Consider the following 16,543-nt stretch of genomic DNA (forward strand, 5'->3'; position numbering starts at 1 on the left):
GCTCCTATACATCGGAGACCCTGTCGATCACCATAGAGAATGCGACAGACAATCTCAGTCCGTTCCGCATCCCCAGCACCCAATGCGCGACTCAAATAACGAAGGGAGGACCTCACCATGACACGCATCATCGCATTCACCTACGGCACCGTCTGCTATTTGATATTTCTCGCCACTTTTCTCTTTGGCGTTGCCTTCATCGGCAACATCGGCCTGAGCAAGACCATCGACGGCACGGCGACGGTCCCGTTCGGACAGGCTCTGCTGATCAATACCCTGTTGCTGGGTTTGTTCGCCGTGCAACACAGCGTGATGGCCAGACCTGCGTTCAAACAATGGTGGACGCGCCTGGTCCCAAAGCCGGTTGAGCGGAGCACCTACGTGCTCTTCTCAAGCCTGGCCCTGCTTCTGCTCTTCCATGCCTGGCAACCGATGGGAGGCACGGTCTGGGAGGTGAACGATCCGATCCTCCGCGGGGCGATCTACAGCCTCTATGCCGGGGGCTGGCTCCTGATCCTCGTGACGACGTTCCTGATCAATCACTTCGATCTGTTTGGCATGCGGCAGGTCTGGCTCCATCTCAAGGGCCAGCCCTATACGCCCTTGAAGTTCGCCACGCCCGGTCTCTACCGCTATGTGCGCCATCCGCTCTATGTCGGATGGCTGTTCACCTTCTGGGCTACCCCGACGATGACGGCGGCCCATCTGGTCTTCGCGCTGGCGACGACGGCCTATATTCTGATTGCCATCCGGTGGGAAGAACGGGACTTGATCGACATCCATGGAGACTCGTACAGGCAGTACCGCAAGGAGGTCCCGATGCTCATCCCGGCTGTCAGCCCGTATGCGCCGGCCGGGGTCCGCACAAGGCCCGCGAGAGTCGCCTAAACCGTCGAGGCAGGTGTTCAGGTTGAAACGGACGCCTGCCTCGCGTCCCCCATCATGGAGGTCGGACCATGAGAATGTTAACCGGTCCCAGGCCATCCCATAGGAAGCAACCATCGAGTAACTGGTCCCGGGTCGGAATGGCAGGCGCCGCTTTCTTTCTGGTCAAGGGCATCCTGTGGCTGCTGGCACCGGTTCTGTTCGCCGTCATGCACTAACCCGCAGCCGGGTATCCGCTCCTGCCGAACGGGAGACTGATCGGGCGCCCTCCCCGCGCCGGCGTCACGGTTGATCCTCTGGACATCTCCGTCCGTTCGCGCTAGCGTTGAGTCCAGCCCTTATTCCATCCACCTACACCAAGGAGGAAGCCATGATTCACCACATCCTCTCTGCCGTCCTGATCGCATGTACCCTCTTGATGCCGGCGATCACCACGGCGGGCGACAAACACCCAAAGAAAGCGGCCACCGTCAAGGAGGTCAAAGCGATGTCCGAACAGGACCAGACGGCGCTGGCATTGAGCGCAGCTCCGGCGCACATCGCGAAAGAAGCCGGCATCATGATCTACGGCGCCGACGGCAAGCTGACCGAAACCAGGAAGAGCGCCAACGGCTTTACCTGCATCCCGACCGTGATGAATCTGCCGGATCCCGACCCCATGTGCATGGACCCTGCCGCTCACCAATGGTTGACCGACATCATGAACAACGCGCCAAAACCGACGAACACCGTGCCCGGCATCGCCTACATGGCGCGCGGCGGATCCCATTTTGAAAAGGACGGGAAAGTGGTCATGTCCGGAGACGGGGCCAAGGTGGTGAAAGAACCCGCGCACTGGATGGTCATGTGGCCCTTTGACCCGGCAGCCACACAGCTCCCGACCGGCCCGAATCCCTCCGGCACCTACATCATGTTCGAGGGCACTCCTTACGCCCACCTCATGGTGTACCAGGACCCCAGAAAAATGAAGTAACCGCCTCGCGCCCCTCGGACTGCCCCGCGGCTCTCCGCAGGGCAGCCCTTCCACGGGGGATGGCTTATGGCTGTCCGTTCCCGACATGAACGGCTCATACAATAGACTCTCGCACCTCCTTCCGCCGCCTGCCTATCCCGTCTCGACCCACCCGGCACAGGCTCTACCACTTTCATCCTCCCCTTGGTAAAGTGACGTTCAGCGAATACTGCCTCGCATGCTGATGCATAGAACTTGTCCAGCTCATAGGCAACCTGCTGCCGTCCGCCTGAGGTCTCGTTCAATTGCGGGACTCCTGGGTGTGCCGCTGACGGCGCTCTTTTTGCTGAGTCCGCTCGCGTTCGCGGAGGAACGTCCGGCTCCCTCAGCGGAGCAGGTCGCCCAACAGGCCAAAGCCCTGTGGGAAAGCGGCGCGGTTTTAAGCGCCCTCGATCTGCTGGATCAGAGCCTCCACAACCATCCGCAGGCCCTGGCCCTCCACAAACTACGCGGTGATATCCTGGCCACATCCCGGGGCCCCCAACTGGCAGTCCAGGCCTATGACGCCGTCCTGGCCGGGAACTCAACCGCACTCGATGTCCGATGGGCGAAATGGAGTGTCCTGGTCCGGTGGGGACAGGCGGAGGAATCCCTCGCCGAGTTGCAACACATCGCCCAGATCGATGCACAAAACCCTTTAGCTCATCTGCGACTCGCGCAGGAACTCCGGAAGCTCGACCGCCTGGAGGATTCGCTGGAATCGTATAAGCAGGCTGTCGCACTCAGGCCGGATCTGCTCGGCTGGCGGCTCGCGCTGGCCCGGGCGCGGTTCGATGTGCTGGATTACGACGGGGCGAACGGCGACGTGCAGGAGATCCTGAATAATGCGCCCCCCGGATCCCCGTTGGAGCTCCCGGCCAGGACGCTGCTGTCCCTGATCGAGGGCACCTCCACGGAGCGAGGCCGGCGCTACGCGCGCGTCCTCACTCCGGACGCCACAGAGGCCCAATTGAAAGAATGGGCCTTCCTGCGCGGTGAAGCCTGGAGACACTTCGAGGCGGGTCGCTATCAGGAGGCTGAGCCGATCTACCGCAGGATGCTGGCGCTCAACCCGATGGATCCCACGGCAACCTACCAATTCGGACTGACGCTCATGCAAGTGGGCCAATGCAAAGAAGCCCTGACCATTTTCCGCAAACTCTCCGATCTCGATACGACCGATGAAGACTATACGGATTCGGTGTTTCGCATGGGCCAGTGTCTGGTTGAATTGGAACGATGGGAAGACGCCTTCGTCCATTTTCAGATCCTCTACGAGACGGCCGTCGAGTTTGAAGAAGCGAACAAGGGTATGGTCCTGCCGCCGGGAACCCGTGTGCTGGATAAGGGCAAACTGGAGAAGTGGCTCGACAAGGTGCGCCCTCATGTCCCCGAGTTGGCGCAACTCCAACGCGAGACTCCTGTCGCCGTGACTCCGGCCGGCGATCCGGCTCATTCCGGAGAAGCAGCGGCCGAAGACCTCTTCGCGAAGGCACTCGACCGAGTCAAGCCGCAGAAGACGCTGGAGACAGGCGCCGCGCTGATGGGGAGAGATTCCGATTTCAGCTGGTTTCGATTTGTCATCCCCGCAGGCAAGGTCATGCGGGACGATTTTCCCACCGGGGCGCACGACTTTATTCCGCTGAACCCTGGAGACAGCTTTCCCGCCACCCAACAGGACATCTACCTGGTGTTCGGACTCGTGGGGGCCTCCTATGATGCGGTCCCCCTTACAGCACAATGTTTTCTGGAGACCTCGGAGGGAACCGGCAGACAAAGCCCCGTTGTACAGGACCAGGCCATGACGACCATGAACGACCAGTCCGGCTATTTCATGCTCTCCAGGCCCGGCACGGGGTGGATACCGGGTCTCTATCGTTGCGGCCTGTTCGCCGGAGAGAAAACCTCCGCCTATAACCATGTGGATGAAGTCCGCTTCCGGATCGTGGCGGCGGCTCATCCGTCGATGCAGGGATCGAACACGTCACGCCTCTCGAGCGATCTGCAACCGATGCCCACTCCATAAGCCTTCGTGTCGGCTTCAGCCCGATGGTCTATTGTTCTTCTGGCGGAACAGCTCGTCTTCTTCCCGGGCCAGCCACTTCATCAGATCATCAAAGCCCGGATCAGTAATGCCCTCCACCCGCCAGCCGGTGGTTCTTCTATGGGAATACGTGTCCGCCGCCTCCACGACAAGCTGTAAAAATATCAGGTCCTCCCAGGACACCGTCATGGTGAACCCGAGACATTCTTTGAATCCTTCCGACTCAAACTCGACGCCCTCGACGCACCACTCCAACTCCTCCAATTTCGGCATGGAGATGCGGTACATGTCCGGATCGATATGGTGATGAATGGCTTTCACATACGACACGATGTCCTGAAGCTGTTGATGCCGCCCGGCGCTCACGACCAGTTCGGCCAGCTGAGAAGCATTCCCCTGCTGTGTATCTTCCGTCATAGACCTCCCTGAAGGCTTCCATGCCGCTTGAGCCGCGCAGAAGGCCCGTGCAAATGACCGGATTGTATCCGTCCGCCATGAAAGGCGGCAACCGCGAAACGGTAGGACCTCCGCAGTCATATCGCTGAGGGAGGCCGGGACAGCATCCGCACGCCGAAAGGTCGCGCGGATCCGGGGTGCTATTTCTGAGGCAGGCCCGGTTCCCGGCGGTGCCTGACCCAGTAGCGGCCGGAAAATGTTTCTCCCGGAACCAGCCGCTTCAAGCCCCACTCCGGATGATTGAACGAATCCGTCGCGCAGGTCATCGGCTCGATGGCAACCGCGCGGCGCGGGGCGTCGGCAATCGCATCGCCCGTGTACACGACCACCGCGAAAAACGAGCGATCCATCACGACCTCGACCAGACGCCCGCTCTTCACATCACGCAGGGCGGCCGTGGCCAGTCCGTCCGGATCGCGTTCGAGCCGGGTATAGCAATGATTGAACCGGCGATGGCCGATCAGGCGATAGTCACGATAATCCCACTCTGAACCAGCCGCAGAGAGAATCGTGCCCGTCGGCAGAAGCCGTTCGTTAAATGCCACAATTCCCGCGCCGGGGATCTTCGCTTCGGCCTGATCGACCAGCGCAGTGCCGACCGTGAAGTAGGGATGAAATCCCGCTCCGACCGGCGCCGCCTCATGCCCCGCGTTCCGCACCTCGAAAGAGCAGCACAATCCCCGGTGATCCAGAAGGTACGTGACGCCAACGTCGAGCGTAAACGGATAGCCTCGGCGGCCGTAGGTCCCGGCATCGAGACGGACGTCGAACGTCGCACGATTCGAATCGGCAGGCTGCATGCTCCACGGCAACGACCGGACAAAGCCGTGGATGGCGTTCGGCCCTTCCTTGTCATTCCGGTCGAGTTGCAGTACCCGGCCGTCAAACAAGTACCGGCCCTCCGCCACGCGTCCCGGAAACGGAATGAGAACATCTCCCTGACCGCCCTTCTTGCTGCCGCCCCCCGAGTAGCCCCATAGAATGTCGGTTTCGCCCCCGCTGGCGTCTATGACGAAATACCTCCGTAGTGAGGCGCCCCAGGGCGACACCACCGCGCGTTGATTTTCGAAAGACAGTGAAATCTCTGTATCCGGCGTGAATTCGTTCACCATGGCGGCCTGTCGCTATACGGGCCTCAGTGCTGTTTCGTGGCCCGAGTATAGCACCCTGACAGGTGACGACCGCCGGCAATGGGTCGATTCAGCGGAGAGAACTGAGCGATGGCTCACGAACGGCATGAGGGGAAAACGGACGGGAGGGGGGAGCCTCAAAAACAGGCCCCACCCCTCCCTTGCAGCCAACGATGCAGTAGAAATTTAGAATGAGACGTAGTCGCAGGGGCCGAATATCCGCCGGCCTCCCACCAGATACAACGTCTCACCTGACTCAATCCGGATCGGCTTGCTCCATCGAGCTTCGTACACGTTCGCGATCCGGCCCCATCTGGAGCGGGACATGTGGACTTCGATCAATTGTTTTTCCCGAAAGGCGCGCCCCATGAAAAGAAGGATCCCTTCTGCACTCCGGTTGAGTGCGAAGGCCTCTCCCTGCTCGATTACGAACGACTCGTCTCCCGTAACATCAAGCACCTCATACGAGCACTCCTGCCGAATCGCAGCCCGCGCTTCACAGCGACGCCACAGAGGACCAGCCTCCCAGGAGATCACGGCAGCCGACTGCTCGACATCCGCCTCTTCCGGGCTTTCTTCCTCCAGTTCAACCGACGCGTATTGAGAGAACATTTTTTCCAGCGTGCGCATCTCCATGATCAGGCCTCCAAAATCATCGGATGTGGTACCCGCTTACGATTTTGGCAAAAGAGCAAACCCTGTACCGCGAAACAGCAAACGCCGAAACGATTTTTATGAGCCATTTCAGCATTCAGCCCCGTCTCCGCAGTCAATAAGCCTGACCCTATGAAGGCGATCGCCTTCACACGCTCGAATCGTACATCCATATCATGTTGATTTTGCAAGGCTTCAATCACTGTAGCCGTTACCATACAGTAAGAAATGGAAACCTTCGCGTGTACGTATTATCAATTATGACAAAGTTACTGAGGAATATCCTGCCAGGTACGAGACGACTTAACCCGCAGGACGCCCTAGCAGCTGACAGGCGCAAAGACCCATGCACAACATTTCAGGCGATGAGCGAAAAACGAGCAGAGGTTCAGGAGCGGCAGGGGCGGGGTTGTCGGAGCAAGCCCCCGGTCAGGTCTTTTCACCTTTCCGGGCCCTCAGCAAGTGGATGAGTTCGAGTTGCGACCTGTCGCAGATCCGTTACCAAGCCTCAAACAGCATGCGAAGCAACTCCATTCCGAACTAATGACCCTGCACCCATTTGATCACTCCAAGGTCGATCGGCTGCGCCGGAGTCTGATCCGGAAGCAGGACGGTCACCCGCGCGTCATTCACGCGGAAGGTCTCTCGATCGCAACTGATTGAGCACCCCTTCAGCAGAGTCGGGAGCTTTTTTCACTGCCCGTCGGCGAGAAGCTTCTCAAGCACGGCGGAGTCAGCCCGCGGCTCATACAGCGAGACTCGCCGACGCAACCATTCGGAACATCACGGGCGAGGTCGTCAGCGGCAAGGCGTGGAAATCATGGGGGAAGAGGATGGCCACCCCCTTTGTTGCGACAGGAAGTCCTCGAGATTGGCCACCAGTTTGTTGGCGTTCAGAATCGATAGATGAGTTCAAATAAGTGTTGATCGACCCCTCGACCGTTGTCGCCATACATGGTGGCGTCGGATAGGTGTTGGAAGAAATAGCCCAGACCAATCGGCCCATAGACCTGAGCTCTGAGGGCTATGTTCCAGGTGAACTGGAACGCTCCCCCCAAGTCCTGAGTCCCGTATCTATGTTGGCTTAGGAGCGCAAATCCCCCTCCGGCGTCGAGTGAGAACCGTCCGTCCTTCTTACCGAATGAGAACCCTGGGAAAAATGTGGTAATAAACGCAGTGTCCCCCGCCGCTCTCACTGCCCCCGCACTCAACCCCCACCTTGTGCCGACCCCCCAGCCTGACTCGGAATACCATTCCCAGGGGAGCCGGGCCATCGCCAGGACGTCATACTGTTGAAAATCTTCTAACTCTATTTTTCCGATTGGAGAATGGCCGCTGAAGCCTCCGCGTACACTGACACTATATAAGCTCACGCCGTCAAATAAGCGCACGCCCTCGGCAGAGCTTGGCGAGGGGGCAAGAAAGTCGAGCACCAGACAGCCTAGCGCCAGCCAGGTCAAGAAAGCTCCTGCCACCCTGTGCGCTCTCCGCCTAGCGAGGTTCCGGTCAATGTGCTCAATCATTGGTAGACAGCATCCTTTCTGGTGGCAAACGGGTAATTATACCGGTAGAACACTGTCCCGCACAACTAAAAAACGCGCGCATTCGCGCTCGCGGCAAGAGAACCGCCATGATGCATGCCGGCACGCTTGGCCACACTGATCCGCGCGCAAGAAGGCCCTCATTGCGGATGCGATCCGGTCGGCACTTCGTTGACCCCTCATCATCGTAAGCGTATATTCCGGCATGTCGGGTGGTTAGAGCCAAAGGGCATCGAACCGTTCCCCTCTTGCTGCTGTATGAGCAGAATGTCTCAACATCCTGCCGGAGTTTCCGGCACCCCCCGCAACTCGATGGACATGGGTCTCCTGCGACCGGAAGGGCAAGGCGCGTGGAAGAGACTACGGATCCGATTAAACTGCTCGACCTGCCCGGCCAAGTCCTCGACAAAGTGGTCGAGGTGCTGACCAAAGCCGGCATTGAGCTTCCCGCGCTGATCCTGCAGCTCTTTCTCCTCGCGCTGGTGTTGCTCGTGCTGAGTATCACCATGCGCCCGCTGCTGCCTGACTGGCGGAACGCGAAGCTGCTTCCCCTGCTCGGGGCAGGAGGCCTCGGGCTGATTGCCATCGGCATCTTATTCGGCATCGCCTCTCAAACCGCCCTGCCGGACCGGCTCATCGGACGAGTGGCGGGCCAGGAGTTGACCGGGGCCAGAGTCGACCTGCTCGACCTTCGCCACGAAGCCGTATCGACCGGAGGAGCCGTCGACACCGACACAGGCGAATTCGTCGCCTTCTACAGCCCCGCATGGAACGGGCGCGCGCGCACGTTGCGCATCAGTTCTCCCTCCTGCAAACCGCGGGAGCAGGCCATCGCGCCAGGCCGCCTCGCGCGCGGGAGCGAGAGCACATGGGAGTTTCCTTGCGAGAAGCCATGAAACACCTCATCGGCGCCATCCTCTGTGCCTTGATCAGCGCGGGAGCCGCCGCTGCCGCCCCGCTCCTGAACGGCACAGTGACCGCGCGCAACGGAACACCGCTGGCGGACGTGCAGGTGCAGGTGGAGATTCGCACGGTCCAGACCCTGCCGCCGAGTGACAACCAGGGACACTTCCAGTTCGACGCCGCGGCGCTATTCCCCGCCGGAGAATTGCGCGATGCGGGCGGACGGCTGATGCTGAAATTCTCCAAACCGGGCTTTCACCCGGTAAATAAGCAGGTGCGGTTCACCGAAGGCCAGTCACCATCGCCCGTCTCTATCCAACTGGACCCGATCAGCGGCAGCGGATCCATTCCGGCAACGGAGAAGGAAGCCCTCAAGCAATTCACCGCGGCGCCCGGGAGCACGCCGCTCTTCCTCATTCCCTATACCTTCACCGGTATCCAGGCGTCAGATCCCAAGCACGTCAATGAGAGGCTGCGCGCAAACCTTGAGCGCGTCATCGTCACACACCTGCAGGCCGCCGGAGTGAGTGGCTCACAGGCGGTCAGCATGAAACTGCTTCCCCTCGAGCAGGCCAACGACATCGACCGCCTGCGGACATACGGGACATATCTGAATGCCCTGGGGATGATCTCCGGCTACGGAGCCGTGGAGACGGGCGTCGGTGGCTCGCGCTCACTCGGCGTCTCCTCAACCTTTCTGGTGGTCCCGCAAGCGGAACCACCGGTTGGCGCCCCCGTGCTCTATGTGGACGATGAGGTGCCGGTGGACAGCGTCACCTCGCCACGTCTCTATAAATATCTGAGCAAGCTGTGGGGCCGCAGCACGGTGCTGGCGCTCGGCGTCAACGACTACCGCCAGGCCCTGTCCACGCATGACAAGCAGGCCTTCGCGCGCATCCGCAAATATCTCCATGCCGAACGAGCGGGCGCCGGCCCGGGCGACGAGGCGCTGGTCTCGCAACTCAATCTCTTGATCGGCGCCGTGGACAGGGAATTGGCGAAATGATGCTGCGTCTGCTCATGATCCTGCTGCTGGCGTTGGTCTCGCCGATACCCTGCACCGACGCCGGCGAGATTATCGGATTTAAGGCGGGGCCGCAGACCGGCACAGACGTGGTATTGAGTCACGTCGCACGCAAGGCGCTGGTGGCGGAGTTCCTCGACCCGGGCGACACGGGCATGGGGAAGTCGATCAGCTATCTGGTCTGGCGGGAAATCCTCACCGCCATCAGCGATCAAGCCGGGGCCGGCGTCATTCTCGCCCGGGCTCCCGGCAACGAGCGGATCACCGACATGCTGGAGCAAGCCTACCATGAGGCCGCGATCGGCCTCGCCAAGGGACAGGAAGCCGGCATGGCGGTGTGGGGCGCGGTCAATGCCGCCGGCGACGACCTCTACGTGAGCACGTACCTTTCCCTCTTACCCGAAACCGCGGACGTGCAGCTCACGCTGGGGCTGTTCGGCCAACCCCCGCTGGCGCCGGGACTCCAAGCCGAAATCACGCGCACCAACTACAATTTTCCGCCGGTCGAGACGACCCGCGCGCAACTCTTTGATCGCCGCATCGTGACGCGCGCGGCCGCGACACTGCGCGCCACGGCCGATCCTTCCGCCAAGGCGGTCGCGAAAATCTCCAAAAACACAGCCCTGGATGCCGTCGACATGGACAAGGGCTGGTTCAAGGTGCGCCTGGCCAACGGCACATTCGCCTACATCGACAACTCCGTCGTGGATGTTCCTCCCGGCACGATCGAGGCCGCACACCTGACGATCACGCTGAAAGCCGCGCCTGCCGGGCAGCCCGTGCGAAAGGTCACGCTCAACGGATCGTACCGCGTGCTGGACATGCGCTACCTGGCCAAGACGGGCCTGTGGTACGAACTGGCGGTTGGCGATGCGCGCGGGTGGGTGCCGGCGCACCTGGTACGCGCGCGCTTCTCGCTGCCGATTGTGCATTTCGTGGCCGGCCTGTACCGGTATCAATTCAAGCGGTATGAGGATGCGCGGCGGGAGTTCGCCCAATACGTCAGCGCACCGAACTCCGGGGCCGACAATCCCAGCCTGGCCTCAGCCTATCAACTGCTGGGAGCCGGCACGCTGTTGACCAAAGGGACCGTGTTCCAGGCCGATCCCTCAGCGATGGATTATTTTTCGAAGGCGGTAAAGGCCACGCCCTATGATCCCGCCGCCTACTCCCTGCGCGCCCTCTCGGCCATCGCAGTACAGAAGGAGGCAGGCAGCGCGCTCAGAGACCTGGAACAGGCCTTGACGCTGGATCCCGCTGACCCCACCCCGCCGAAAATTATCGACGCGCTTCGCACCGAATTGAAGAAGCCGCACAGTACAATGAAGTACCTGCTGCGCGACGGGCAGAATCCCGCCGTGCTGCAACAGCTCGACGACATGGCAACACGCTATCCCATCGCAGACGTACCAACACCCCAATAATGCCCCATCTGCCTGACTCCGGCACGATTTGCCGGTGTGCCCTCGACTGTCACGACCTCTGGTTCACCCCATTCGACTCCTGATGAACGCGTCACCGGTTCATGGCAGCCACGCAACCGGAAAAGGACAAGATGCTTCTCTTGCACCTCCGGCCTTTCCAATATTTCCCCTTTCCCAATCTCCATGGGAAGACCTACAATGTTTTCCACGCACAGAGGGACGAGATGCTTCCACGTTGTATCGCCATAGGGCTACTGGCCTCCATACTGTGCGCTTCCGATGCTGCGGCCTCCGGCAAGACGACCAGAGAGAAGAACGAGCTGATCGGTCCGGTTCGATCCGTCGTGACGATGACAGCGGACGCTTCTTCGTCTGAAACCTATGACCGCGCAGGCAATCTCACCGAGGCGATCGTCTATCAACGGGAGGAGAAGCACTCAACCCGCTATGTGTTCACCTACGACCAGCGGGGCGAGCTTCAGGAAGAGATCGCCTATGAGGCCGACGGGACGCCTCTTTACCGGAGACTGTTTGCCTATGCGCAGGATCCATCCGGACGGGCGACAGCCGTGGTTGCCGCCTCGCAAGAGGGCGAATTTCACCATGCCGAACTCTCCATCTACGACGGAGACGGAAACCTAGCAGAGAAGATTTATACCGACGGCACCATGACGAGCAGAAATCTATTCGATGTCCTCGGACGCATCCTCTATTCCGGACGATATAGGGACCAGCTATTGCTTGCTGAGTTAGCCTGGACCTATGACAACAATGGAAGATTGATCGGGCTGACCAGCTACAGTCCCGGCGGAGCCGTCACCGGGAAAGTCCGGCACGAGTATGACGATACAGGGAAACGTATCCGGACAACGACCGAGACAATTCAGCACGGTGCGACCAGCAGATGGATCTCCACCTATGAATACGACGGTGCAGGTAACTGGATCAAAGAGCTCACAAGACAGGTAACGGGCAGTTCATCAGAGAGCGGTACGGCGCCGAGCCAGCTCCTGCAAGAGCGGCTGATCGACTATTACGAAACCCGCTGACACAAAACGCAGGCGACAGGTCAAACCGAAATGACTTCTAATACCTTGCCGCCTCGCGCAGACAGCGAGAGTCGCCCGACACGACGATTCAGCACATGATTGGCGAGGCGCCAGCAACAAGGAGTGGACGACATGGCATAGGGAATCTTCTGCGAACGTGAAGCACGCATGTCAAGAAAAGATGCCTGACCATTTTCCAGTCTTTAGACTTCTCACCCTTTCCCATCGGCCCAGTTCCACCACCCCCATCGCATCGACACATCCTTTATTACATGTATATCCACAATTAGTCTATTGACACCCGAACTTCCGAATACTAATATGCCACCGCAATCCGACCTCAGCCGCGGATCGTGATACACAGGAAGAAGATTGGTGAGGGTCACCTCTTCCTCGAGGATGCTGGGGCATGTCAGACTGTGAGCCATTCTGAATGGCACCTCAATCACGGCCCTTCGGGCGGCCGAAAGAATGAAGAGAAATAAATCCCGCTCCCTTTGCTTTTCCCGGCTTCAGAATACCGAACCACCACGAGGGGATCCCTCACGAAGAGCTATCCCATTCGCGATTAGGCAAAAGATTCAACCCTAACTATTTACTCGCTACCAAGAGTGTCGACGGGGGAAAGAGATGCCAATACTGACTAGCAGACTTGGAAAGATGGTTCTAGCTTCATGCATTCTCAGCAGCACTTGGGTCGGTTGCGCCAATCGCAACTTCTCCCCCGGAACAACCAAGGGAGTAATTGTCGTAGATAGCCCCGAGGTGTTTACCCGCGAGCGAGTGGTTAACGACCGCCGACTACAGGAAGCTTGGCTTAAGAAACAACTTGAGCTGTGCGACCAAGTGGATGGCGTTCAGGGGCTCATAGATTCGAGAGGAACAGATGGCACTCTGGTGAACACAAACGCAGAATTTTTGCGCGCCCAACAAATGTCCAAGAGGCTTCAAGACGGCACAGGAGACACCCAAGGGAAAAACAATAGCGGCACCTCAAACGGGGAGACCGGCTTGAAAGACACGCTCGAATCCAAGGACCGAATCTCACGTGACCCCAATACCATCGTACCATCCCGAGCGCAGTCTTCCCCCACCGACAGCTTCAATGACAAAGATGCCTGCAGGGACAAAATACGTGGCGAGCTTAATGCGATCGGCCTTGACGACAGGCACGACCTCAATGGTCAAACGATTTACAGACTAAAGTTTGACTCTACGGTCATCCCGGAACACGACACAAGCGCCTGGGCAGTTGTCAGGATGCAGATGGAGCATCCGCAGTGCACGCATCAAGCAATTCAAACCGCGGCAAAACCCACGGCCGATGCCGTGAAGGAATCGACCCAGGAGTCTAAAACTTGTGATGAAGAAACGGATCAGCTCTATTCCAGTTGGAACCAATACATCGAAAGATTTTTGAATGAGCTTTACAAGGATAAGGTGAGTCTTTTCAATAATTTTGCACTTCCAGCCAGAGACATCGATGAACTTGTGTATTACGCCGAAATGAACCTTCCTCAAAATGACGAAAAGAATTATTTTGAGAGCTCCATATCCCAAAATAAAGGAAGAACCTTTATTGAGCTAGAGCGAGAATCACATGCCACTGCTTCCCACTCAGATATCTACAAACGTCTAAACGGCTTGATCGTTGCGTTACATGAAAAGAAATTCAAAAAACTTGGCGTTCCTCTAGAAGACATAGCCCCATTGCTTCTCCTCCAACAAATTACAGCCACTTATAGTGACGATTCGAGATACGGAAATTACTTCGAAATTTGTCCGGGGGACAACTCGATACAGGTATTTCAAAAGGAAAAACGATCGAGCCGGCCTTGCTCAAAACAATCGACCACGAAATACTTGTTTTGCACTCTAACAAAGGAGAAGTCCTGCTCCCAGAAGTCCTCCTCCCAGGAGCCCTCCTCCCAGGAGCCCTCCTCCCAGGAGCCCTCCTCCCAGGAGCCCTCCTCCCAGGAGCCCTCCTCCCAGGAGCCCTCCTCCCAGGAGCCCTCCTCCCAGGAGGACTGCTCCCAGAAGCCAGATGGTAAAACCCGATTCAAATGTGAACTTAATAACCTGTATCAGAATGGGCATATCTTCAGCTACGATGTGACGCCGAAAGAATCCGTCCAGCGCATTTCGGATGTTGGCTCATACAGGGAAGTATCCCAATTCCTTCTTAGCCTGAAAGCCCTAGTAGGAACCACGGACTTAAAAAACACGCTTGAGCTCTACAGAGAGCGTGAAGCCCTGACCCATGCCATCAGACGGCAACCACTTATTGTTGGGTTTGGATCGGAGGGCAGAGAGCTCTCTGGTAACAATTCCCCCGGCGAGGGAGAAATCGGATGGCTCATTGGACCAAAGTTCGAATTGGCCCCGGACGGGTCGTATCACTATTTCCGCCACGTCCCCATTCAAAACGCACTTTCTACATCCGTTTCCGTACCTGGCTGGTGGAGGAACCTTAAGATAAGAGTATCCAGGTGCTGGCTAGGCGAAACGGTAAACACCTGCCAGGACAATCCCTTTAAAGACGATCCCTCCACTAAAGACGATCCCTCCACAAAAGATCTTCGTGTTTATTCCATCAAGCTCCCCGGCGATATTCGTGCATTGGATTCGGCGATGGGGAACAAGTTACGCCTAAGAACACCAACGGTTCTCAAACATGAAGTCCACAGACTCACCGCAGGAAAGTCAGGCAGCATCATCATCCATGGAACAAACCTCTGGCGCGCCACCGTTGTGTCTGTTGGGAACTGGACCGCCGACAATATTCTAGTCCTTCCTAACATGGAAGGCATTCAAGCAACTTTCACAGCTGACACAACAAAACAATGGGATATACCCGAAGTGCGCAAGTACCCTATAAATGTTTGGACAAGCGAAGGATGGGAATTTGCCGGTAATGCGTGGGTATGGCCGGCATCAAACCCCTCAGAGCATCCAAAAGAGCTTTCATTTGCTGGGAATTACTACATTTTGGGAACCGATCTTGCGCTCCAGATTCCCCCACAAGTTCTGGGGCAAGGTTTTTCAGATCTACAAGTTGGAATACGCCTTCACAAAGAACAAGGGACACAGAATGCATTCGAATTTGTTAAGCCCACAATAGGAAAGGACGGCCGTATCATCGCCAAACACACTACCGCCTGCACAAATTGCCAGAACGGCGACAAGCTCGATATCATAGTTGGGCTCAAACCAGTTCCAAATGCCGAGCAACTGCTCATTCCCATTAAACAGACACCCATCTTCTATGACAACACGGACAACTCTCAAGCCAAGCTAGGCCTTCCCGGTGGGCCAATTGGCCCGGTGAGCTTTCCAAACCTATCCTCTACTCCAGAAATTACAGTGCATTTCCCATTGGGCCTCGAGGATGCGTATCCAGGATTCACAGCAATGAAAGGCGTGCTTACTGCAAAAGGAACCACCCCGTCACCTCCCCAGATCACTATAAATCCGGTGGGATGCGTAATGGTCAATCGGCAGGACAAGTGCACCTACAAGCTGTCGGGAACCAGTGCGACTGGCCAAAAGCATGTGTACACGCTTCAGTTTGGTGGTGACAAGGAGAATCCTCCCGTCCTGGGCACAATCACAATCGGGCCCTAGCCTAAATGCTATGCCGTGAAGTTTACATGATTGGCAGAACAAAGAAAGGTACCCGCATGCTGACAGGGAGACCAAACAATTACCTACTTGCGATGGGAATCATAGTCTGTCTACTAAGTTACAGTTCTGCGTATGGGCAAGGCTTCGACCGGTGGGAATCGGATTCATTTGGGGACCGGCTCGGGAAATGGGCTTTTGGGACAGGCGTTGGAATCAATGCTAATGGACCAGGAAGAACCACCTTTGCGGAAGTATTTACAGCAGACCGCTACTTGGATAAGGACAAAACATTCTCTATTGGCCCAATGATCCAATTAGTACCTCCTGGAGACTACACAATGGTCGCAGGAGCAATGGTTACCCGGTATTGGTTTAGTCCAAAGAAGTATTGCGACTGCAACACCTGGTACTTGTTGCCTCTCAAGCATCTCACTTTCCAACCTTTTCTTGGCCTTGGCGGGTTGTATTCAAGCATCAAAAATACTGCCCCCAATAATACTACAATCCAGGACACCAGTTACTATGCTGCAGCCGGTGTTTCCTTGAATGTTAACCTTCCTGACGATAGGTTCGGCCTATCTCTTACCTGGATGCAGAACCTGCATGACATCAGGACCGCTACAGGCCGCGATCGGGAAAGCGTGTCTTATTTCATTGGTATCAACTTTAGACCTACGAACTAAGAGAGTGAGTTTCCCAAGCCTCGATGGACCGCAGCATGGTCTTTTTCTTCGCGCCTATGGAACGCTTGCAGAATCTGCATCTTTCTCGGCCCCTTCACAATGTCCATCGCCCCTGTACCAGGGATTGCGCAAACA

Annotated in this window: 12 protein-coding genes; 8 read left to right on the plus strand and 4 right to left on the minus strand. The window is 57.6% G+C overall.

The window, feature by feature from the left end:
- The first annotated feature begins 117 nt into the window (after nt 1-117).
- The 3 genes from mddA to ACO9S2_RS12870 all read left to right on the plus strand — a co-directional run bounded on the left by mddA (nt 118) and on the right by ACO9S2_RS12870 (nt 3,902).
- Nucleotides 118-888 (plus strand): methanethiol S-methyltransferase, encoded by a 771-nt coding sequence (mddA, locus tag ACO9S2_RS12860; RefSeq protein ID WP_423722781.1) that lies wholly within the window; start codon nt 118-120, stop codon nt 886-888.
- Between the two features lie 367 nt (nt 889-1,255).
- On the plus strand, nt 1,256-1,858 hold the full coding sequence (locus ACO9S2_RS12865; RefSeq protein ID WP_423722782.1) for a hypothetical protein: 603 nt from the start codon (nt 1,256-1,258) through the stop codon (nt 1,856-1,858).
- A 301-nt stretch (nt 1,859-2,159) separates the two neighbouring features.
- Nucleotides 2,160-3,902: a tetratricopeptide repeat protein gene (locus ACO9S2_RS12870; protein WP_423722783.1), complete on the plus strand. Its 1,743-nt coding sequence runs from the start codon at nt 2,160-2,162 to the stop codon at nt 3,900-3,902.
- Nucleotides 3,903-3,917: 15 nt separating this feature from the next.
- Here ACO9S2_RS12870 and ACO9S2_RS12875 read toward each other — a convergent pair whose 3' ends face one another.
- The 4 genes from ACO9S2_RS12875 to ACO9S2_RS12890 all read right to left on the minus strand — a co-directional run bounded on the left by ACO9S2_RS12875 (nt 3,918) and on the right by ACO9S2_RS12890 (nt 7,683).
- The gene (locus ACO9S2_RS12875; RefSeq protein ID WP_423722784.1) at nt 3,918-4,337 is read right to left on the minus strand and encodes a hypothetical protein; all 420 of its coding nucleotides are present in this window, start codon (nt 4,335-4,337) and stop codon (nt 3,918-3,920) included.
- A gap of 179 nt (nt 4,338-4,516) precedes the next feature.
- Complete coding sequence (locus ACO9S2_RS12880; protein ID WP_423722785.1) at nt 4,517-5,488, minus strand: aldose 1-epimerase; 972 nt, start codon at nt 5,486-5,488, stop codon at nt 4,517-4,519.
- 204 nt (nt 5,489-5,692) lie between these two features.
- Nucleotides 5,693-6,142, minus strand: a complete 450-nt coding sequence (locus ACO9S2_RS12885) for a hypothetical protein (RefSeq protein WP_423722786.1) — start codon at nt 6,140-6,142, stop codon at nt 5,693-5,695.
- Nucleotides 6,143-7,053: 911 nt separating this feature from the next.
- Nucleotides 7,054-7,683: an acyloxyacyl hydrolase gene (locus ACO9S2_RS12890; RefSeq protein WP_423722787.1), complete on the minus strand. Its 630-nt coding sequence runs from the start codon at nt 7,681-7,683 to the stop codon at nt 7,054-7,056.
- A 368-nt stretch (nt 7,684-8,051) separates the two neighbouring features.
- Here ACO9S2_RS12890 and ACO9S2_RS12895 point away from each other — a divergent pair, with 368 nt between their 5' ends.
- The 5 genes from ACO9S2_RS12895 (at nt 8,052) to ACO9S2_RS12915 (ending at nt 15,725) form a co-directional block, all read left to right on the plus strand.
- Nucleotides 8,052-8,597: a hypothetical protein gene (locus tag ACO9S2_RS12895; RefSeq protein ID WP_423722788.1), complete on the plus strand. Its 546-nt coding sequence runs from the start codon at nt 8,052-8,054 to the stop codon at nt 8,595-8,597.
- A complete protein-coding gene (locus tag ACO9S2_RS12900) occupies nt 8,570-9,610 on the plus strand; it encodes a carboxypeptidase-like regulatory domain-containing protein (protein WP_423722789.1) in 1,041 nt (346 codons plus the stop codon). Before ACO9S2_RS12895 ends, ACO9S2_RS12900 begins: the two co-directional genes overlap by 28 nt.
- Nucleotides 9,607-11,052, plus strand: coding sequence for an SH3 domain-containing protein (locus tag ACO9S2_RS12905; protein ID WP_423722790.1), 1,446 nt, complete (start codon nt 9,607-9,609; stop codon nt 11,050-11,052). The genes ACO9S2_RS12900 and ACO9S2_RS12905 overlap by 4 nt, the downstream gene beginning before the upstream one ends.
- A 224-nt stretch (nt 11,053-11,276) precedes the next feature.
- Nucleotides 11,277-12,101 carry a hypothetical protein gene (locus tag ACO9S2_RS12910; protein ID WP_423722791.1) on the plus strand — a complete coding sequence of 275 codons (825 nt, stop codon included), beginning with the start codon at nt 11,277-11,279 and terminating at the stop codon, nt 12,099-12,101.
- 630 nt (nt 12,102-12,731) lie between these two features.
- Nucleotides 12,732-15,725 (plus strand): hypothetical protein, encoded by a 2,994-nt coding sequence (locus tag ACO9S2_RS12915; protein WP_423722792.1) that lies wholly within the window; start codon nt 12,732-12,734, stop codon nt 15,723-15,725.
- Nucleotides 15,726-16,543 lie beyond the last annotated feature (818 nt).

The sequence above is a fragment of the Nitrospira sp. NS4 genome (assembly GCF_049546785.1).
In the GTDB taxonomy this organism is placed as follows: domain Bacteria; phylum Nitrospirota; class Nitrospiria; order Nitrospirales; family Nitrospiraceae; genus Nitrospira_D.

Coding starts and splice junctions, on each gene's coding strand:
- mddA (WP_423722781.1), top strand. CDS start 118: ATGACACGCATCATCGCATTCACCTACGGCACCGTCTGCTATTTGATA.
- ACO9S2_RS12865 (WP_423722782.1), top strand. CDS start 1,256: ATGATTCACCACATCCTCTCTGCCGTCCTGATCGCATGTACCCTCTTG.
- ACO9S2_RS12875 (WP_423722784.1), bottom strand. CDS start 4,337: ATGACGGAAGATACACAGCAGGGGAATGCTTCTCAGCTGGCCGAACTG.
- ACO9S2_RS12880 (WP_423722785.1), bottom strand. CDS start 5,488: ATGGTGAACGAATTCACGCCGGATACAGAGATTTCACTGTCTTTCGAA.
- ACO9S2_RS12885 (WP_423722786.1), bottom strand. CDS start 6,142: ATGGAGATGCGCACGCTGGAAAAAATGTTCTCTCAATACGCGTCGGTT.
- ACO9S2_RS12890 (WP_423722787.1), bottom strand. CDS start 7,683: ATGATTGAGCACATTGACCGGAACCTCGCTAGGCGGAGAGCGCACAGG.
- ACO9S2_RS12900 (WP_423722789.1), top strand. CDS start 8,570: ATGGGAGTTTCCTTGCGAGAAGCCATGAAACACCTCATCGGCGCCATC.
- ACO9S2_RS12905 (WP_423722790.1), top strand. CDS start 9,607: ATGATGCTGCGTCTGCTCATGATCCTGCTGCTGGCGTTGGTCTCGCCG.
- ACO9S2_RS12910 (WP_423722791.1), top strand. CDS start 11,277: ATGCTTCCACGTTGTATCGCCATAGGGCTACTGGCCTCCATACTGTGC.
- ACO9S2_RS12915 (WP_423722792.1), top strand. CDS start 12,732: ATGCCAATACTGACTAGCAGACTTGGAAAGATGGTTCTAGCTTCATGC.